General features: G+C 47.7%; 18 protein-coding genes. 16 read left to right on the plus strand and 2 right to left on the minus strand.

All coding sequences use genetic code 11. From position 1 onward, the window contains the following. Positions 1 to 145: 145 nt before the first annotated feature. Complete coding sequence (locus tag OLX77_RS04235; protein WP_307632344.1) at positions 146 to 460, plus strand: DUF2958 domain-containing protein; 315 nt, start codon at positions 146 to 148, stop codon at positions 458 to 460. Positions 461 to 470: 10 nt separating this feature from the next. Here OLX77_RS04235 and OLX77_RS04240 read toward each other — a convergent pair whose 3' ends face one another. Then, a complete protein-coding gene (locus OLX77_RS04240) occupies positions 471 to 1,316 on the minus strand; it encodes a hypothetical protein (protein WP_307632345.1) in 846 nt (281 codons plus the stop codon). 472 nt (positions 1,317 to 1,788) lie between these two features. On the opposite strand from OLX77_RS04240, the gene OLX77_RS04245 reads away from it, so the two are divergent. The 14 genes from OLX77_RS04245 (at position 1,789) to OLX77_RS04310 (ending at position 16,724) form a co-directional block, all read left to right on the plus strand. Continuing rightward, positions 1,789 to 2,205: a hypothetical protein gene (locus OLX77_RS04245; protein ID WP_307632346.1), complete on the plus strand. Its 417-nt coding sequence runs from the start codon at positions 1,789 to 1,791 to the stop codon at positions 2,203 to 2,205. A gap of 137 nt (positions 2,206 to 2,342) precedes the next feature. Beyond that, positions 2,343 to 2,621, plus strand: a complete 279-nt coding sequence (locus tag OLX77_RS04250; protein ID WP_307632347.1) for a hypothetical protein — start codon at positions 2,343 to 2,345, stop codon at positions 2,619 to 2,621. A gap of 18 nt (positions 2,622 to 2,639) precedes the next feature. After that, positions 2,640 to 3,101 (plus strand): hypothetical protein, encoded by a 462-nt coding sequence (locus OLX77_RS04255; protein WP_307632348.1) that lies wholly within the window; start codon positions 2,640 to 2,642, stop codon positions 3,099 to 3,101. Positions 3,102 to 3,176: 75 nt separating this feature from the next. Next, complete coding sequence (locus OLX77_RS04260) at positions 3,177 to 5,621, plus strand: phage/plasmid primase, P4 family (RefSeq protein WP_307632349.1); 2,445 nt, start codon at positions 3,177 to 3,179, stop codon at positions 5,619 to 5,621. A 1,151-nt stretch (positions 5,622 to 6,772) separates the two neighbouring features. Next, entirely contained in the window at positions 6,773 to 7,369 is a 597-nt protein-coding gene (locus OLX77_RS04265; protein ID WP_307632350.1) for a tyrosine-type recombinase/integrase, read from the plus strand. Positions 7,370 to 7,385: 16 nt separating this feature from the next. After that, positions 7,386 to 7,919 carry a hypothetical protein gene (locus OLX77_RS04270; RefSeq protein WP_307632351.1) on the plus strand — a complete coding sequence of 178 codons (534 nt, stop codon included), beginning with the start codon at positions 7,386 to 7,388 and terminating at the stop codon, positions 7,917 to 7,919. 9 nt (positions 7,920 to 7,928) lie between these two features. Continuing rightward, a complete protein-coding gene (locus tag OLX77_RS04275) occupies positions 7,929 to 8,627 on the plus strand; it encodes a hypothetical protein (RefSeq protein ID WP_307632352.1) in 699 nt (232 codons plus the stop codon). Further along, complete coding sequence (locus OLX77_RS04280) at positions 8,624 to 9,283, plus strand: hypothetical protein (protein ID WP_307632353.1); 660 nt, start codon at positions 8,624 to 8,626, stop codon at positions 9,281 to 9,283. The genes OLX77_RS04275 and OLX77_RS04280 overlap by 4 nt, the downstream gene beginning before the upstream one ends. 725 nt (positions 9,284 to 10,008) lie before the next feature. Beyond that, positions 10,009 to 10,602 (plus strand): hypothetical protein, encoded by a 594-nt coding sequence (locus tag OLX77_RS04285; RefSeq protein WP_307632354.1) that lies wholly within the window; start codon positions 10,009 to 10,011, stop codon positions 10,600 to 10,602. Then, the gene (locus OLX77_RS04290; RefSeq protein WP_307632355.1) at positions 10,577 to 11,512 is read left to right on the plus strand and encodes a hypothetical protein; all 936 of its coding nucleotides are present in this window, start codon (positions 10,577 to 10,579) and stop codon (positions 11,510 to 11,512) included. The genes OLX77_RS04285 and OLX77_RS04290 overlap by 26 nt, the downstream gene beginning before the upstream one ends. 17 nt (positions 11,513 to 11,529) lie before the next feature. Next, entirely contained in the window at positions 11,530 to 12,366 is an 837-nt protein-coding gene (locus OLX77_RS04295) for a hypothetical protein (RefSeq protein WP_307632356.1), read from the plus strand. Further along, the gene (locus OLX77_RS04300; protein WP_307632357.1) at positions 12,363 to 12,602 is read left to right on the plus strand and encodes a hypothetical protein; all 240 of its coding nucleotides are present in this window, start codon (positions 12,363 to 12,365) and stop codon (positions 12,600 to 12,602) included. Before OLX77_RS04295 ends, OLX77_RS04300 begins: the two co-directional genes overlap by 4 nt. Continuing rightward, a complete protein-coding gene (locus OLX77_RS04305) occupies positions 12,599 to 15,181 on the plus strand; it encodes a hypothetical protein (protein WP_307632358.1) in 2,583 nt (860 codons plus the stop codon). Before OLX77_RS04300 ends, OLX77_RS04305 begins: the two co-directional genes overlap by 4 nt. Positions 15,182 to 15,197: 16 nt before the next feature. Further along, a complete protein-coding gene (locus tag OLX77_RS04310; protein WP_307632359.1) occupies positions 15,198 to 16,724 on the plus strand; it encodes a hypothetical protein in 1,527 nt (508 codons plus the stop codon). A 114-nt stretch (positions 16,725 to 16,838) separates the two neighbouring features. Here OLX77_RS04310 and OLX77_RS04315 read toward each other — a convergent pair whose 3' ends face one another. Continuing rightward, the gene (locus OLX77_RS04315) at positions 16,839 to 17,900 is read right to left on the minus strand and encodes a S41 family peptidase (protein ID WP_307632360.1); all 1,062 of its coding nucleotides are present in this window, start codon (positions 17,898 to 17,900) and stop codon (positions 16,839 to 16,841) included. Positions 17,901 to 18,200: 300 nt separating this feature from the next. Here OLX77_RS04315 and OLX77_RS04320 point away from each other — a divergent pair, with 300 nt between their 5' ends. After that, positions 18,201 to 18,656: a hypothetical protein gene (locus OLX77_RS04320; protein WP_307632361.1), complete on the plus strand. Its 456-nt coding sequence runs from the start codon at positions 18,201 to 18,203 to the stop codon at positions 18,654 to 18,656. The last annotated feature ends 9 nt before the right edge of the window (positions 18,657 to 18,665 follow it).

Below are 18,665 nucleotides of genomic sequence, written 5' to 3' on the forward strand. Positions count from 1 at the left end.
TACAACCTACACTTAACTACAATTTAATTAGTATTTTACTGCATGTACAATGAAAGTTTACTGCAACTTAACTTGATGTATTGCAATAACCATCATTCAGTTTAAAATATATGCATAATCATCAAATAAAAAGGAGAATTTGCAGATGTGGAACGAACCGACGGAGAAAGACTTAGTGGCGCTGCCGAGGATTTACGAAACCGAGAGTATAGCGATCGATGAAAAGATCATTCACATGCACTTTTTTATCGGCGCGTGTGACTGGTACGCAGCGGAGTATGACGGTGAAGATAAGTTTTTTGGGTACGTGATTTTGAACGGTGACTTGGATTGTGCGGAATGGGGATATTTTTCGTTAGAAGAGCTGAAGAGTATTAAAGTGAAAGGATGGGCCGAGATAGACCGTGATCTGTATTGGAAAACGCGGCCTTTTGGCGAAGTGATGAAAGAACGATCATAAGAACAGGGAATTATAATGACCCAAGCTGCGTTGGTATGGCATCGACGAGGTTTGCGGGAAGAAATTCCACACTTACGCCGTCAAAAGTTGTTGTATCAGACCCTTCATGTGTTTCGACATAAACTGTCATGCCTACACGATGTGCGTCATTTTGGAGCCGACGCACGCGCTGTTTCGCTATACCCAATGCGACGCGCATAAATATTTGTTGATCTACTCGCTTTGCTTGAACCCCACCATACTTCGGATCACCTTTCCGATATTCACTGGAATTCTCAAGACGCCGTGCAATCTCTTTGTATACCTTTCTCGTATTTCTTCCTGATTTGTTCGCGTATTCTTGAATTAATTGAGATCCGCTCAGGTCGCTTAATTCAAATGATTGGTTAATGCGCAAGAGGACTTTGGTCTTCGTTAGAGGCTGGAGCCGAATTGATGCATATTGATTTCTGTCAAGCGCTGGAGGGTACCTGGAACGGAGGTAATCGGCGGAAAAAACCACGTGCCCATTAAGAGTGGCCAGAGACAACATCAACCTCAGATCTTCCGCAGAAATCGATCGACCCAACACCTCTTTGACTCCAGCAATTGTTGTTGTTTCATTACCCCAGCTAGAATGCCAAATAGCTACCAGAGATAATAAATCTTCTCGTGAACACTGCGGCTGGTAATAAAGGATGCGGTCGAAAGCCGTTATGTCATTGCCGGTCATTCGCTTGCTTAGTTTATACGCCCATGACTTTTTGCATCCAAACACCTTCATGATAGTTTTAATTTTTTCTTTTTGAGTACCCTGTTGCACCATCAAAAAAAGTTTTTCTCGTAATATTTCCGAGTAGTTAGTTTTGCGCTTCATGATTCCACTCCGCTTCAGCGATTCTTCGCGAAAAATTCAATAAATACTCCGCAGTCTTTTGTCCCGCACGGATTCCAGCGAAATTCCCCCACAAGACAATCATATTAAATTTTCCACTAAAAGTCAAAAATCACGGAAATTAGACAACGACCGCAAATTCTCGACCTCTTATTCTCAAAAAAATCAAATGGTTAACCCCGAGCTCAGCTCTTCGAGGCTTGTGAATATCTACAGGCAAGAAAGACGAAAATTGTGATGTCTTCAAACCGTCAGGATAGGAGGTGACAAAAAATTTATGACTCTGGTGGCACTTCTTGGTGCGCCGCTAACCCTTGCTCTGGTGAACTTCTTGGTTCTCCGGGTATCTGCTCTTTGAGAAAATCGTGGACTGAACGGCATTAGGCGCATAGCGCCCCCAAGTAGGCCAAAAACCGTACATCTCATATTTCATTAAATCCCAGGAGGTAACATCATGCCAATCATAACTCAGGTATTCACTCAAAACTTCAAACCCAAAACTAGCACGCAGCGCATTAAAATCATTGCAGTCAAGGGCGTGCCACGCACGCTAGAAAACGACCAAACTGTTGAGTGTATCGTACTCAAGTTTAAAATCGTCAGCGGAGAGTTCGAAGGCTTTATTGCTGAGATTTGGTTCAAGCCGACACACCCAAATTTGTCTATCGCCAATCTTGACATCGATCGGTTACTGAAAACTTTCGCAGCGTTCAATGTCGAAAGTGGGCGACCGGCTGATCTGGAAGGATGCGAAGCGAAAGTGCACTTAGAAGTTCGCAAAGGAACAAGCTGCGAGTTCTACAGTATATCCCCACTTATTCAAGTGGCTGACCTTGAGGAGAACGAAAACCTAGACACTGCTCTTGCTTGATCGTCTCCTTAACGTATACCGCCGCTTAGCACAAAAAAGTGCTTATCGGCGGTATTTTTTTGTGTAAAATCATCCACTTACTATATATAAATATACTTAAGAAGATGATTAAACACTTTTTAAAGGAGGCACCATCAATGGAAGCAAATCACAAGATGACACGTGTCATCGGTTATGTGGATGCGGAGACACTCAAAGCCGTCCGTCTCCGTGTACAGGAGCGTATTAGAGCGCCGAAAGTGTCAATGGCGCAACTGCTTAAGTTCGTGTTCGCGGAATATGCACTGCTTGAGCTTGAGCGCAGCGTTGAAGAAAAAATTGAGCACTTACGGAGGCTGAGCGAAGAACAACAGCTTCTCGAAGGTATTGCTGAGGCTGAGGCCAGCATTGCTGGTGCGACGGCCCGTTTAAGATAATTGAAAGGAGCTAAGAAAATGAACAAAGCAACGAAGTTCAAATCATTTGGCGCTGCTCTGTACCCGGAGTTATTGTCGGCGGCTTTCGCTAACACTGATTTTCTTGATTTCCATCGCGGTGCGGATGTCCTGCCAGCGTCCGTCGCCGGAAATATTACGCGAGCTTGTCGGTGCATGTTTTTTCAAATGCTTACCCGTTCGCTGGATCGTGTTCAGTCAAAGCATGCTATTCCAGCGACCAGCTTGAGCTTTGACGACTTCAACTCCGCCGTTGATTATTCATATTCGCAGATTATGCATGTGGCTAGCCGCAACATGAAGCAGCCGGTGCATATTAGGATGACCGCCGATGATGTGCAACAAGTGTGTGAATATGCCTATGCGATGCACGGAAGCGCATTTGACCTAGAAGTAGTGGACGCTACCGAGATGGCTACGAGATATCTCAGTGGCAAAGATCGTCAGAGCTGGTTGCAGTAAAACAGAAAACACATCGGGCACGGTTAGCTACCAGTTTAACCGTGCCCGACGTCCCTGCAAGGAGATTGATTTATTATGGATAATAGTACACAGAAGATTACGGAAAATACACAAAAGAGTGCTGTAGACGTCACCTCAGCCAAAGACCTAGCTTATGCGTTGTCGTCGGACGCTAAGGCATCCGGCGATGGCTGGATGACACGATGTCCAGCGCATGAAGATGACAAGCCATCGCTATATGTCAGTGAGGACCTGGAGAAAGATAGAATACTCTGGCATTGTAAGGCTGGTTGTTCTCAGAAAGCCGTTCATGAGGCTCTTGTCGCGTCTGGGCTGTGGCGAAGTCGTCGCTCTGCCGGTGAAGAATATATCTACACCGATTTTGACGAGACGCCGCTATACAAGCTTGTTAAAAGACCTGCCGCTAATGCGGAATCTAGCCCTGAGCGTTACATTGAAATTTTTGATACGACTCTTAAGCGTTGGGTGCGTGGCAAACTTGAAGACCATGCTATTGAAAGAGTGCTCTATCGTTTGCCTGAACTCGGTTCAGCCGGAATCAAAAAGTCCACTCGTCTCTACATTGTAGAAGGCGAAAAAGACGCCGAGACGCTTCGTGCATTTGGTTTCTGTGCTACCACGAACTCCGGCGGCGCATCCGCATGGAAGCCGGAATTTACCAAGCTGTTGGCAGACAAACATTTATGCATCGTTCCAGACAATGACGCTACTGGATGGAAACGCGCCGAGACTCTTTACAAGGAGTTCAAGGATTGCTCAAAATCATTATTTTTGTGCAACACGAGTTTGTTGATCGGCGAAAAAGGTGACATTACTGACATTGTTGAGTGCTGGCGCGAAAACGGTGCCGATGACTCTGTTATTGCCGAAAAACTCAAAGAGATCTTCGGAGATATTCACCTCACCAATGACGTGGCGTGCTTCAACTTCCAGTCCAGAAATTTTACGGCATCGATGTCAATGACATGCCAGCTGCAAGAGTGCACCACACCCGAACTCATTGCTCAGGATTTTGAGGAAGCTCTACGGCGCAGGTTGGGCGTCAGTTTCATGGCTTTGCACGTTGCAAAATTGCCGTCTAAAATATCTGATGGACTGGAAGATCGATCAGAAAAAAAGCGGCTGGCGGAAATCACCGAACAGCTAAAAGCCGCTCTCGGTCAAATTCTTCGCAATGAATGCCATGTTTTCAATGATCCGAAAGTTAATCAGCGTTTCATGTACTTGCCTTCGCAGTCAGCGCATTATGACATTGACTTCAAGGCGTATGAATCAGCTATTGCTACGGCCTACGCTAATTTACTGCAACGAATGCTAAACAGTTGGGCATTAGTTGACGACGTGCGCTTGCCCGTTAGCGGTTTCGGCAAAATCGCGAAAAGCACTTTGATTGACACAATGACGCCTGAAGCCATTGACGAAACGCTGTATTTATGCGCGAAAGGTAATGCCCTGGACTTGCGTTCTGGCGTTGTCACGCAGCTCTCATCAAGCGTATTCCGACAATCCGCACTTCAAGTCTCGCTGCTGACTCAGCCGATAACTCAGCGCCCGAAAATCTGGCAGCAATTTTTAGATGGGGTTGGATTCGAGGGCGAAATTGCTGACTTCTTTGAAGACTTGACCTTGTATCTACTCACGACCTCAACCGCGAGAGAAGAAGCGTACTTTCTAGTCGGCGATGGCTCAAACGGCAAGTCAACGTATATCAAATGGCTAACGTCGGTGGTCGGTCGCCATCATGTGTCATCGGCGTCACTACAAGATTTCCAAACGAACTTCGGCGCGTCATCAATGGTCGGCAAGCGCCTAAATTTGTCCACGGAAAGCAGCAACCGAGACTTTGTTGAGTCCCACAAGTTCAAAGCTATTGTTACTGGCGACTCCGTGCAGGTTGATCGAAAAAATCGTGATCCGATCACTGCCGCGATGAAAACGAAGCTTGTGTTTGCGCTCAATGACAGCCCGAGCATTTCCGACACGTCTTTCGGCATGGTGCGGCGTATGGTGATTGTGCGCTTTGACAATGTTATCAGCAAAGAAAATGCAATAGATGGTTATGACAGGCGACTGTTTGACGCATCGGCTGAGATTATCGCGTGGCTATGGCATTCGCATACGACTAGGCATAATACTAGTGCCTTCAAGGTCAAATTTGAAATGCCGGATCGTGTGCGGTCATGGGCTGAAGCAATATTTGCGTCCGACAACGATCCGCTGAATTTGTGGATCTATGAGCGTGTGACAGTAACCGACGACAGGCTCAAGATGCATGAATATACGTCCGCGCAGCTCTACAGGTTCTATTGCGTGTTCTGCAAGAATCAGGGACTGGAACCGTCGTTCAAACTCCGCAGCTTTTCAAGTGCATTCCCGCATCGTGTGCAGCGTGTCTTCAAGACGAAAGTGGAGCGGAAGACGCTATCAGGCAATCGTTCGTCGGTGGTCAATTTAATTGTAGACTTGTCGAAGGATAATCCTGAATTAGCGGCGGCATAGGCAACGCTCCAAAGCGTTTGCCTTTTCGCGCCCCAAGGCGCGGAAATCTCATTTTAGCGGGGCTCTATTGAACACAGAGCCCCCGCTTATCATTCTAAGTTCCATCATTAAATAAAAGCCTCATTTATTGAACGTAAATATGCATTACGCTCTTGAGTTCTTTTTATAATCTATTCTTTCTCTAATCATAATCCTGCAATACGTTTTATTTTCTAAAAAGAAAATAGAGTTATATCTATTATATCTTAGTTACTACTTAAAAATATAGATATAACTATCTTTGTCTTAAGCCTTATATATGTTCATTCTTCAATAGTTATGACTGTTACATCTTTTTTACACTTTCCAATAAAAAAAAATACCATTGAGAAAATATCATATAAAAAATAAGAAGAAGTTGAAAAAGTTAACAAGTCATAACAGTCATAACTATTTTCGCTCTTGACGTATCTTGTGGCTACGTTGAGCGCAGTTATGACTTTCAAAGGTAGTCATAACTAGTCATAACTGTATATTCCATTCGCATATATCGGCATTGCGTTCGCTCGACTGAGCCATAGTTATAACTACTCTCCGCACGGCCACCGCGCCAAACGCACCCAAATCACTCCTGCTGCACCCAACATGACGCGGTCATGGTTCCATATTACTTTGACGTCAGAAAGGCCGCAGAAGTGACGGAAATGATTTCTGCGGCATCATCGTATGACTCAATGAGTCTATTTTTAATGATCGATCTTAAAATGATCTTTTTGAAGGCCGCTTTGGAGCGGCCTCAGTAATTGAAGGTCTCAAACGTGTTGAGCTGCTTTCCTTTTTTCCCATCACCTCACATGAGACACGCAGACCGAGGCGGGCAGGGCTTTGTGTGGGCACTCACGCCCCCTAAGGGCGAGAGTGAGTGTCCACGACCTGCCCGTCACGGACGGCGATGTCTTCGTGAGAATTCCAAACTTTTTCACTCTTCGTTCTCCGCAGTCGCCATAAGGCACTTCCACTTTTGTATTATTAGTGGAAGTGCCCGAAGTCAACGTAACTCGGCGTTTTTTCGTTAAAAAATAGCAAAAAAGACGTGTTTAAACACTTCTAGTTTCGTTACTATAAATATATAAAAGGTAAAGTTTATATCGTTGAATTAACGGGAAATTGTGATGCCAAAAAGTCTGAAACTACGAACTGGAAAAACTCTCGCCGTTGAGCCGATCCAAAGCCGCGAGCACGTCGCACAAATCAAGCGCATGCTGAAAGCGAAATCAGACCCGCGTGACTATGCATTGTTTATTTTTGGTATCAATACCGCTCTTCGAGCCTGCGACTTGCGCCGGTTGACTGTCAATGATGTCCAACATCTCAAGCTTGGTGATCCTTGGACGTTTCGTGAGCGAAAAACCGGAAAAATCCGAAAATTTGTGATGAATAGAGACATGTTTGACGCGAAAGTTCGGTTGCTCAAATCTCGACCCGACTTCACTGCCGCATCGCCGCTATTCATCGGCTATCAAGGAAGGCCGTTATGCGGCAAGTATATCAACTTGCTTGTGCAAGAATGGTGTCGTGCCGTAGGCATCACGTACCGCGTTGGAGGACACACGCCCCGCAAGACCTTCGGCTACCAAAAACGCGTCTATGAAAATGTAGATTTCGCTGTCCTGCATGAAATCTACGGGCACTCTAGCATTTACATACTCAAGCGCTACTTATGCGTGACGGACGCTGAAGTACTCAACATACACACTGAACCGATTTAACCAAGGAGCAATGATCATGCGCATCAAATCTTCAGCTTTTGAACCAATTTGCCTTTCGGTCTGCGTGTTGCTTGTGTTGTCGTATGTCATTCTGACACTACGACCAGCGACTCCGACCAGCGAACTCATCTTGCCGTCTAAAGTCCGACAGATGCTCAAAGACGACGCCCCGCCGATGCTGCCGGTGCCGATGACTTACGCTTCCGTTGGCAATGCTCTGAAACTCTCCCTCAATAATCGTCAGTCAAGATATGCGCTGCTTCGTGATTACACGACGTACATGCCTTCAGCAAAACCGACCTGGCTCGATCTCAAAATTCAGTCAGACAGCGCGATATTTGACATTTCCCGCAATCCACGCGAGCTTATTCTTGAGTATCCTGCATTTGATGTGATCGACAAACAGCTTGTGTTGCTTCGCACGTCACTTACGGCGACCAACAATAATTTCAGCACACCGACAATCACGGTCGCCGAGCCAAGCGTAACGAGCCACCTGACGTCCGATGGCTCGCCATCCGAAGGCGTCTTTTTGATGCCGATCAACTAAGGTGCGACGATGAAAACATTCTTTTCAGCGATATTTCGTGAGTCTATTTCTCCAGCGACGGTTCTTGTGCTGAGCATACTGATTACCGCGACTCATGCAAGCGACTTGGTTGATTTTGGTTTGACTGCGGAGAACTTGTCATCGTTGTTCGCATGGCAATTTTGTCATCGATTTGATGCGCATTTTCTCGTGAACATGTTTTTCGTCGTGTTGTTGATTCGATCTTCAGTACGAATTTCTCTTTTTGACATGATCACGCTGTCTCTATATGCGCTCGCCATGACAAAATTCACGCCGCTTCCTTGGTACGGCGCGTCAGGAATCATTCATTTTTATATCGGCTACATCATTCGGGCGCGGCTTTATACTGAAACATTCGACTTCCCGTGGGCTGCCACCAATATTTCGTTATCAGCGCCGCTCGCGCGCTTGCTGCCCCGTCGTGTTATGGGATGGGTTCCGAAGCGTATTGCTTACTTCAATGTCATATTTCTTCATGTTGCGCTCTACCAGTTCGCGATAAATGGTTCTGTAGTGCAAGAAAGCCTGCATCTTTTCGCTTTATTGCTTGGCATGTGTCCGATCTCAACGATTATTGAACACATTCGCCAGCCAATACACCCAAACGGCCTACAATCGCGAAAAAAATATTCAACAAACACCTTGTTGTATTGCCCGACAACTCAACCTGGACGAGAGATCTTATGACGCGAACAAGCATAAAGGCAATGCTCATAGAGGCGACAGTATTTTTTATACTTGGCGCTCTTGGCTGCTGGTTGAGTTATCGACAAGGCAAACAAGAAGCTTATGCGTCGGCTGAGCCTATGACCTCTACCGACAACACTGCTCCTGAGCTGCAAAAGCTACTATACCGCTCGGCGATAGCTATTGAGGTACAGCAAACGATCATATACGCTAAGGAGTGCCTCAACGCCGCCGCGAGATTTGGGCAATCGCATGCTTTTTTACCGACCGATTCTCAAAAATCTCCGATCCTCCTGCTTGACGAAATTTCTCAAGCAGCACAACAGCTCCACCAGCAGCGCAAGGATCGTCGTCTCGGCCAGCTATTTACGGTGTCTTTGCGAATGCTCGATACCGAAGACCCGCCACTTTCTGAGGCGCAATGCTTCACCGACATCGTGTCTTTTTTTGAAAATTCCAATCCACCACATCTCTATTATGTCTTCAAAAACGAGGGCATCTCAGTGTCTTTTTTGTTCATCACCAACGACCGCGCCGATGAAATGAAGTTGAGTGGCAGCGACGAACGGGTCCGCATTCAGCTACAAGATCACTTTATGTCCAAAGGTTTCGCGATCGTCGCTCCAGAAGGCCTTTTTGACATCGATTCTGAGTGACGCTCCCTGCGACCTCCCGTGAACTGCACATGTGCAGTTACGAGCCATTACCGAGATTCAGAGACCTCACCAACTGCACATGTGCAGTTGGAAAAGCACCTTTTTGGAGCTCCAGGGGCCTCAATTTTGGTCGTCACCAGTAACCACGCCGTGAAAAAACTGAAATTGAACGGCCCCGACGACCGAATTCATCTTCGCTGCCGCGATTTTTTTATGTCCCGAAGTGTCGTGTAAGGCGCTCGCATGGTTCGTTTTTGACGCCGTTCTAGAACACAACATCCGCTGGTAGCCTCCCGTGGACTGCACATGTGCAGTTGCGAGCCGTTACCGACGCTCAGATGCTGCACCAACTGCACATGTGCAGTTGAGAGAGCTTCTTTTTCGATCGTCTGGAGCCTCAAAAATGCGTCACAGACGACGCTTCCCTATTTCCACTCCTCGATTTACCGAATTTCGTTAAGGCGTTGGGGGTTTTATGCCTTTTGAGGAATTGCTTGAAAGTGGGCTCCGGTGGAGCCGGGCACTTTCCAAGCAAGGGCGCATTCAGCCCAACCGCGAAGCGGTTGGGTAATGTGCCTTTACGCGTACATCACGCGGCATTTCTTTTTTCCCGCTCTCACCCCAACGCCTGATTCCGACGCCTTCTCGTATGCAACAATAGCGTTGTACAAAGCCGCTAGAATTGGGTTCTATATAGATAGAAACGCCAATGAGTACGGGCACTTATGAATCATGAGCGTATCAAATTGATACGCCGCAAAGTGCCCAATGTACAAGGACGAATGGCCATGAGGACGTACAAATTCACCGCTGATCCAATCGCTGCCGCCTCGTATTTTCAGAGCGCGCCAGTGAAGCATTTCATCGCCGATTTTGAGCCGCAAGCTCGACTGCTTCGAGGCGCTTTTTTCCGTGACATGGAAGACCGCAAGATTCTTCAAATCTGTGCGAAAAGTGCGAGTGAAATTGCCACGGCCAGGAAAAATGGGATCGCTGGATATCACGTGGTCTTTGAGCTTCCGAAACTCGATTCAGTGGCCATAATTGCCGTAGCGAAAGCTGTGTTAGCGTTATTTCCGAACGATCTTCCAAGCGTGATGGCCTATCACACCGGAGCCTACGAAAATGCAGGTAAGGCTCGACCGCACATGCATTTGTACTTCATTGCATATCCAGATGGCTCACCGACTAAGCGCCTGATTAAGACCGTGAGAAGCTTGTTCTTTCTCAACCGCATTCGCCGTGTTGTAAGCGATATGTGTGAAGTTGTAGGTCGTTCAATGGATTGGGACTATGGCCAATCGCAAACCGGCAACTGATTTTGTAAGGACGGAACCCGTGCACGCCGACTCTTATATCGCGAACCCGCATGTTGATTATTTGCATAAAGAAGATGCCGTGACCGGTTCCGCTCTCTACAGCAATGGCTTCTTCGAGCCAGGCGCAGACCCGGTGACGGTCAAACGCTTCTTTATTGAATCGGCGATTGACGCCAATGATCATGCGAGAGCGAACACGAATGCCGTGGCCGGATGGCGTGGCTTGGTTCTTTTGCCGAACGATGCTTCACCACATGAAGTAACAACGCTAATGAAAAACTGCCTCCAGACGATCCCAAAAGAGTATCCAGTCGTTGCGACGGTTCATGCCGGGAGCGGAGCACGGAAGAATCTTCACATGCATTTTTATCTCGTGCCGCGTGCCGATGGCTCGACCTCGAACAAGGTCAACAAGAGCTTCGCGCATCAACCACTTACGAACCGCATCAAGGCTGCCGTGCAATCGACTTGGAAGCAATTCGGTCGTGAAATGCTTGTCAATGTTGACGAACACAAACTTCCGCCGATTTCGCCTAAATTTCGTGCCCATATCCGAAACACTCCGCAGAACGATGTGCTCAGCGGCAAAGCGGAAATGAGCGCGACCAACCCCGAATTGAAAAACTACTACCGGGTTTATCGAGAGAAGCTTCTCTACAAGCAGCGGCTCGACGATCTTGACGCTGATGCGCGGAAATCGACGCTGTCGCCTGCCGCTCGTCGTGCTGAAGCTTTTCAGGAGCCGATTATTGACGATGTTTACCAATCGTTAGCCTTGAAAGCATCTACCGCAAAAATTGACATCGTAGCATCCAAGGTTGATGACATCGGCATCAAGCCTGTGCTCAACACCCCGAAGATCTCACCGACGAAACCTACAATTAAGCTGCAAACCGGCCTGTCACGGTAAACCAAGGAGCGACCGCTATGTTCCAATACATGCTAATTGATCCATCGATGACGGGTGATGACCGTGAAAAGTCGGTGCGAAGCATCACGAAAATGTTGCCGAGAGTGAGTGGCTACGACTCTTTTATTACGGCGAGACGTTACAACGAACACCGTGAATTAGAGGAACTGACATCGGATGACGTTGTTGAGACTCTAATCAACGATGTCATTGACTTCTGGTGCATCCGCTGCGACTCGACGGCTGGTGTGTTCAAAGACATCATTGAGAAAGCATCCCGTGACAAAATAGCGGATCTCCAAAATCAACTGAAGCTTCTCGATTTTGACACCTTCCAGCGAGCACATTCATCATCTAAGAACATTGACGAGCTACAACGTGAACATACCATTCGCTCAAATGTCATTAAGGCCCGGACACTGAAAGATAGCTTCGCCGATATTGCGCAAGCTGCCCTTGAAGCGTTGACCGTCGAACAAGCGCATGTTGCCATTACGCTCTTCAATGAACTCTTCCCGTCTGAAAAGCTTATCGTGCCTGATTTCATGCTTGGCCGCCGCAGCTTTACCGACGACGAGCGCAAAATGTATCTCAGCGAATACCGCAATGTATCTTTTCCGGTTCTGTATGGCATGGCGTCATACATGATTTCTAATAACGGCTATATCCTGCCCGAAGCGAAAGCCATGCTGATGCCTGCAACATATCAAAATCTGAAATCCATACATGATGACGCGAAAGCCGAATTTCTTGCTGAGCATGACGAAAATGAAGGCGTCGTTCCTCGTTCACCCGCTGCCACCGAGCGCTATGTCAACGACCTCGCGGCTAAAGCAACGGAGGCTGGATTATGAAGAAACTTTTTTGGCTCTTGTTGTTGTTTTTAGTGCTCGCTGGTGTCGCTGCTTACTCCGAATCTATCGGGCGCTCAGCGGTGACGTTCATCTCAACGTTTTCGTTAGCGATTACTTGCGGTCTCATTGGTGTTGTTGTTCTCAAAGTTGGCGGCGGGGTTTCCAAAAGCTTTAAATCTCAGCTTCCAACGGAAGTTGAGGCGGATATCATCGAACTCAAGAGGCGATTGCCATGAATAGTGCGCTAATGGCGTTTGATTTGAACAATGCACAGATGTTATCGAGCGGTCTTTATGCTGGTAGTGTGGTGTTCAATTATGGGTTTAAGGCCATTGCTACTTATGGGGTTATCGTTGGGCTCCTCATGATCTTCGTAACAAAAAAACCTTTGCATTTTATTGCTACGGCGCTTATCGGCTACGGCGTGATGCACATATTATTCGCCACAGACGCGCTGCAATCTTCGCCGTCATCTACGTCCTCAACGCTCTCAATGTCCGTTATCAGCGATGATGTCTATGCTGGATTCTCTCCCGCTACAGCTTCTCCGATTTCAAAAATCATCACATTCCGAGATCCGGGTTTGAATGCCAAACAAGAAAGCATGGATACTTACGGCACAACGACGTACGAAGTGCTCGCGGCTCTTGGCGATGGAAGCGATGTTGTTGCTTCAGCCGACACGTCAAACATCGCTGGCCCGACATTTGATCCGAAACAAATGACCGTCTTTGTGATGCCGTCAACGCGCACGTCAGATAGCGACAGTTGGCGAGCGCTTCCTGCTGCCGGGTCACAATATGGCGGTGCCTTTTCAAAAGCGATGATGTTCGCGCATAATACTGGCATGCGTGTTGCTTTTGCATCCGCGCATCATCTCGATGCAGAGTCGTTGTTTGATTCCGTTGTTGATTGGGCCGCCTCGCAGGGTCCCGCTAACTCTCCAGAACAGACCAAGCAGGCAATGCTTGATAACACATATGCTTCTCTTTCAGGCGGCGGTACGGTTGCTTTACGTGCACCGACTTATCAGCATTATCCTGGCGGAGTATCCGGGTACGCAAATCGTCTAAGCACGATCGTTAAAAATCCGATGACGGTTTTCACTTCCAAAACGGCGGATGCGTCGTCATTCATCGATCCATCAAAGCCGAGCATTGGTCGTATGGATACCATTTCCAAAAAGTATGGGTATGACTCGAACGACACCGGCGTGTCAGCCGAATATTATTTGCAGACCCATATCCCGTTGTATGAATCACAGTGCGCTCAGGAGCCCGTGTTGAGCACGGCTGAAAATGCTCAGGAATTCATGAATGGCCTAAATCCATGCGCTACTTTCCGATCACGACCGTTCAGCTACCTATCCAATACTCCGGGTAAGATGGCGTCGGTCAAGGGTCTTGATCAAGCGTTAGAAAAGACCTCCAAGACGGTTGACAATGTATCGCAGTGGCTAAACAATGGCTCTTCGTGGAAAGCGATCGGCGGGGCTGCTAGTTTTGTCAGCGGAACGTTTAATTTGCCTGTGACGTCGGCACCGGCATGCACGGCTGCCAAGTCACTCGGTGACTTGAAGCATATCTACGAAGAATGGTCTAAGTCGGAAGCCCCACAAGCTCTATCTAGACGCGGATGCTTGAAGCTCGCGCAAAACATTTCCGCCGCGCAACAAGCGATTGCGGAGACAATGGACGAAAATGATGACATTATTGATGGCTTCTATTCTAAGCAATCATCGTATGCTCTTGAGGCATCCTCGGCATATGCGGTTTCAGTCAACGTCGGCACTGAAGCCCTTGCGTTGCATGAAGCTAACTTTGCCGGCATCGACAATGTGCTTCAAGGTCTTGAAAAGTCCATATTAACGTCGTCTCTGCCGCCGGTTCAGCTGAAAAGTGACATTGTTGTCGAAAATCTCAGTGCACCAAGCATCGTTTCTCCGGGTATGGCCGCTGGAACGGTTGCCACGTTAGGATTCACGACGGCTGAAGTCTCCGCAATGATTGATGGCAAAGCGAGTTATTTCACTCGTACTTGGGATGGTCTCAAAAATTTAGGAACGAAGGCGGTCACGGCTGTAAAAAGCACTGGCGCTAAGGTCGCTAACTCAAGCGTCCGTGCGCTCAAAAGCATCTCTCCTTTCGAATGGATTACTAAGGCCGCTAAGTGGATCGGGGTCTTGCTTGCGTTGCTCCCGGTCATTGCAATCCTCTCTTTATACGCGACGGCGTATTTCACTATCACCGCGCATTCGATGGCGATCTTTGCGATGTTGCCAATTGCGTCCTCGCTGGTATATGCGCGAATGATGACATCTACCGCTTCCGACGAGGCTCAAGGTGGCGTGGCTAATTTTCCGGTACTGAAGACTCTAGTAATTATCCCTGCGGTAGTTGGTCTCGAAAATGTCGCCATTGGCGCTGCCGGTCCTCTAGTCATGAGTTTTTTTCACTCGTCCGTCGGCATACTCTTGAAGTCGCTCGCCATTGTCGGTGGAGCGTTGGTTGAATCCGTGACTCTTGGCGTGTTCGAGTTTGATATCACTGGCATGCTATTGAACACGCTGAAGCCTCTCGGTGCGATAATTGTCATGTTTGTTGTTGCGAAAGCTGCGCTGAAGCTGTTGCCCGGTGGTGTCGGGTCAGGAGCTAGTATGGAGCAAAGCGCCAGCGCCGCTATGCCATCAGCACCTGCTGGTGGCGGTGGCGGTGGTTCCAATAAGAGCGACTCCGGGTCTTCGAGCGGCTCTAAAAGCGCGGTAACTCCGACCACATCAACCGAATTAGGCCATAACATTGCCGCGAAATCATAACGAGAAGGTGCTACTCATGAAAAAACTGATCTGTGCTGGTTTGATCATAACGGGAATATTTGGCGGCTCAGCGTCGGCTGAACTTGCGAGCGTCAATGACCTTGTTACACTCCGCGACCAGTTGCTTGGGGCAAAGGTGACAAATACTGCTCTTGATGCCATTAAGCCGGAAACGGCTGACACGACGAGTGCTGCGAATGCAAATGCTGCGGCCCTGGAACGTGCGAACAAAGTTGAAAGCGAAATAACATCACCGAGGTCGGCTAGTGATGCATCAAATATCCGCGTCATGTTCGTTACGCCATTTAAGTACAAGAACGTCGGCAACATCTTGATCCGAAAAAGCTTCAATGACGTTCAAAAGAGCTATGCTCTTGAGCCGGGTTCAGAAAAAAATGACTACGTGTCATTCGAGAAAACAGCCAAGGCTATCCTTGATTCTATCGGCAAATGTCAGCTTCCGGGTTCCGTAGCCGACCGGCTTCAAGAGTGCGCAAATAAACTTCCAGATGAATTTGTTATGGCTACAAACTTGATCCATTCATATCAAGCATGGAAAGATGTTGAGATCCGCACGATTCTTGGTTTGTACGCCGACAAATGGAAATCTCCGGTTCTAGCTGATCGTCTCCAGGCGCGGTTGCTTAGTTCGTGTATGCACAAAGCGTTGTCCGACACGTCCGACTCGGGTGCGTCGATTGAGACCTGTCGCCAAGCCGCGAATTGGGATCTTCGTGATCTTTTTACCGGGTTCAATGACGCTGCATGCTCCGGCGGCTCAATGCCTACAAAGACCAAAAGCGTGTTTGATTACCGAGATTTTGTGAAAGGCTGTGTTGCCAATAACAAAATCGCAACGGCTTCTACCGGAACGCAGCTTGCCGTAGACCTGTTTCCGACGATTAAGATAGCCGTCCAGACGGTAAAAGGTGGCGGCAGCGTCCAAGTTGTCCTACAGCCGCCGCTTATCGCCTCTTCAGCATTGTATTCCGCAGTCTATATGCGTCTCATTGGTACCGAAGATGCGCCGGGAATCCTAAAATCCGATTGGTTTTTAAGTGGCTCGACACAAGGCCGGATTCCATCAATCTTCGCTCCCGCCAATGTGTCATATGACAACAAGAACATGCAATATTTCTCAATCGGCATTCCGCCGACGTTGATCACTAAGCTGAATGCGCTGCCGCTTGGTGATCGTGAGTTTTTCATTGAAATGCTTGCGAGAAAATTAACGCTCATCCAGTCGCTCGAAATCATACGTGGCGCGCAAATGATTGCCATTGAATCCGACCGAGCGCTAAACTCAAGTGATACGGATCTCGGACGCTTGACCGCGACCGTTGTTGAGTATTTTGACATCATGGCTCGAAGCTATAATGAGAGCATCGATCTAACATCGACATTGACCATCGAAGACATCTTGCTTGCGGTTGACAATCTCTATCAGAATTATATGGAGGCGCGGCGAAAGCATGGCAACTCCGTTGCAGTCTTACAGAATGAAGTTCATCGCCAGATGGTTGACAAGAGTCTTGGCAAATAAAGTCTTGCCGAGAAGTATCCCAAAAAGGCTCTCCGATGACCTCAGAGAGCCTTTTTCATGTGCGGTAATATGTTTTTATATCAACTGCGTGAAAAGAGACCCACGAGCCTCTAATTAAATCCCGTGACCTTCATACGTGGTACCGTCGGGAAGATACACTCGACCGATCGTCATCACGAGCCCGCCTTTTAAGAATTTTTTAAACTGGATCGTTGACCATTTTCCGTATGTTGTGTCGCCGACAACATCAAGTTTCTCCTTCGGCAGGTTGTATTTCAGGACGCCGATGAAGATTTCAGCCGCCGATGCGGTTCGTGCGGATTTCAGCACACGTATTCGCCCGTTGAACTTGGTTAAATCAAAATCCGGCGTTCTAGCGGTGCTGTAGGCGATTGTTTTGTTGCGCCGCACTTCCGTAAACATCTTTGTGTTCTTCGGCAAGAGCGATGACAGCAGCGTCGTCAAGGTGTTGACGCGACCTCCTGGACACTGTGACAGGTCAAATTCAATGGTATGGATTCGCTTTGCGTCCAATGAATCTAGAAAATTTACAAATGGAACATGTGTCTCATATGCGAAGCTATACATCGTCACTCGTGCCGTGTCGCCTTCAACCTCAGTATACAGAGACTTCAGCTCTCCAGATTGAAGCTTTATCGAGCGTTCGATTTTGTTGGTACCGCGAACCACAACATTAAGTTCATTGGACGCCTGAAACGCCGCTAAGAACTTTTCCGGCTTCTCTTCAGCCGCGACACGTATGATCGTTTCTCCAGGCTGAAGGAGAGCATAGTTTTTTGAGTGCCTCAAGACGTCGGTGATCACTCCCGTCTTTCTATCAAATCGTATTCCGTACTTCTTCCTGTCCGGCGAGTCATATGACTGATACAGGTCGTTGAACTCGTGCTCACTCTCCAAGAAAGAAATGTAGCGGTCTTTCGTCCGAAGGCCGGTCTCAACTGCCGCTGTTAAGTCTTGTTCCGTGATGAATTCCGAGCTTGCGTTAATGGCCCGTCCCACCTGCGACAAATACGATGACGCCGAATAGCTGTCCGTCGAATGGTAGGCGAATTGTGTTGCGACGAAGCAGCTCCCAAACAACAGCACATATTCTAATTTTCTCGACAGAAGATGCCTAAGCGGTTTCCAAAAAATTGCATATCGCCCCATGTCCATAGCAATGACTCCTTAAATAGTGGTTGTGTCATTATCATATCTAGACATTGCAATGGTGTACATTTAAAAATGTATGCAAAATTAAGTGTTTAAGTCCAAATTATCAAGATAATATATCACTATGAAAGAGAAAATTCAGACAATGCATTTGTTCTTGAATGATGATGCAAAGGTTCAACAGCTTCAGCGGTTTTTTCGTAGCCGCTACAAGCTTCGTAAGCTTCCATCAAGAACACGAACGGTCCAGTACGCTCTCGATGAATGCATTGCTTTTGCTGAAATACTAGGAGACCGAACAACATGAACAAGCATGATGCTTTCAAAACAATGGCCGGTTCAATGTGGCGGACGTTTATAGCGTGCCTCTTTGCGCCGGAGCGTCTTCTTGAAAGAGAGCAGCCGTTGTCGTTTTCACCCGAACAACAGGCGAGTTTCGCGGTCGTCGGAAGTTTATTGCTCAGCGTGTATGCCGGTCTTGGCTGGTTGTCGCTAGCTGTGATGCCCGTAAGCATGTTGATGCTCTACATGCTCTTTGAGACCAGTGATATTGCGGGATACGCTGCCGTTTCAGTGACGGTGTGTACCGGCTGGATCATCGTCATTCATCCAATGCTTTCCGTTGTCGTTGTCGTCCTGTCTCTCGTAGGCGTTTACCGGGTCATAGATCCTTCAAAACGAAGGGTTGCGATAATTTTAGAAGTCGTTCGCTTTGGCGCGCTACTTGGAGTTGTAGCGTTCATCATGTTGCATCGCTGAGGTCCAGTT

Source organism: Thiovibrio frasassiensis (genome assembly GCF_029607905.1).
Taxonomy (GTDB): domain Bacteria; phylum Desulfobacterota; class Desulfobulbia; order Desulfobulbales; family Desulfurivibrionaceae; genus Thiovibrio; species Thiovibrio frasassiensis.

Coding starts and splice junctions, on each gene's coding strand:
- OLX77_RS04315 (WP_307632360.1), bottom strand. CDS start 17,900: ATGGACATGGGGCGATATGCAATTTTTTGGAAACCGCTTAGGCATCTT.
- OLX77_RS04300 (WP_307632357.1), top strand. CDS start 12,363: ATGAAGAAACTTTTTTGGCTCTTGTTGTTGTTTTTAGTGCTCGCTGGT.
- OLX77_RS04240 (WP_307632345.1), bottom strand. CDS start 1,316: ATGAAGCGCAAAACTAACTACTCGGAAATATTACGAGAAAAACTTTTT.
- OLX77_RS04235 (WP_307632344.1), top strand. CDS start 146: ATGTGGAACGAACCGACGGAGAAAGACTTAGTGGCGCTGCCGAGGATT.
- OLX77_RS04250 (WP_307632347.1), top strand. CDS start 2,343: ATGGAAGCAAATCACAAGATGACACGTGTCATCGGTTATGTGGATGCG.
- OLX77_RS04260 (WP_307632349.1), top strand. CDS start 3,177: ATGGATAATAGTACACAGAAGATTACGGAAAATACACAAAAGAGTGCT.
- OLX77_RS04310 (WP_307632359.1), top strand. CDS start 15,198: ATGAAAAAACTGATCTGTGCTGGTTTGATCATAACGGGAATATTTGGC.
- OLX77_RS04245 (WP_307632346.1), top strand. CDS start 1,789: ATGCCAATCATAACTCAGGTATTCACTCAAAACTTCAAACCCAAAACT.
- OLX77_RS04270 (WP_307632351.1), top strand. CDS start 7,386: ATGCGCATCAAATCTTCAGCTTTTGAACCAATTTGCCTTTCGGTCTGC.
- OLX77_RS04305 (WP_307632358.1), top strand. CDS start 12,599: ATGAATAGTGCGCTAATGGCGTTTGATTTGAACAATGCACAGATGTTA.
- OLX77_RS04320 (WP_307632361.1), top strand. CDS start 18,201: ATGAACAAGCATGATGCTTTCAAAACAATGGCCGGTTCAATGTGGCGG.
- OLX77_RS04285 (WP_307632354.1), top strand. CDS start 10,009: ATGAATCATGAGCGTATCAAATTGATACGCCGCAAAGTGCCCAATGTA.
- OLX77_RS04290 (WP_307632355.1), top strand. CDS start 10,577: ATGGCCAATCGCAAACCGGCAACTGATTTTGTAAGGACGGAACCCGTG.
- OLX77_RS04255 (WP_307632348.1), top strand. CDS start 2,640: ATGAACAAAGCAACGAAGTTCAAATCATTTGGCGCTGCTCTGTACCCG.
- OLX77_RS04295 (WP_307632356.1), top strand. CDS start 11,530: ATGTTCCAATACATGCTAATTGATCCATCGATGACGGGTGATGACCGT.
- OLX77_RS04280 (WP_307632353.1), top strand. CDS start 8,624: ATGACGCGAACAAGCATAAAGGCAATGCTCATAGAGGCGACAGTATTT.
- OLX77_RS04275 (WP_307632352.1), top strand. CDS start 7,929: ATGAAAACATTCTTTTCAGCGATATTTCGTGAGTCTATTTCTCCAGCG.
- OLX77_RS04265 (WP_307632350.1), top strand. CDS start 6,773: ATGCCAAAAAGTCTGAAACTACGAACTGGAAAAACTCTCGCCGTTGAG.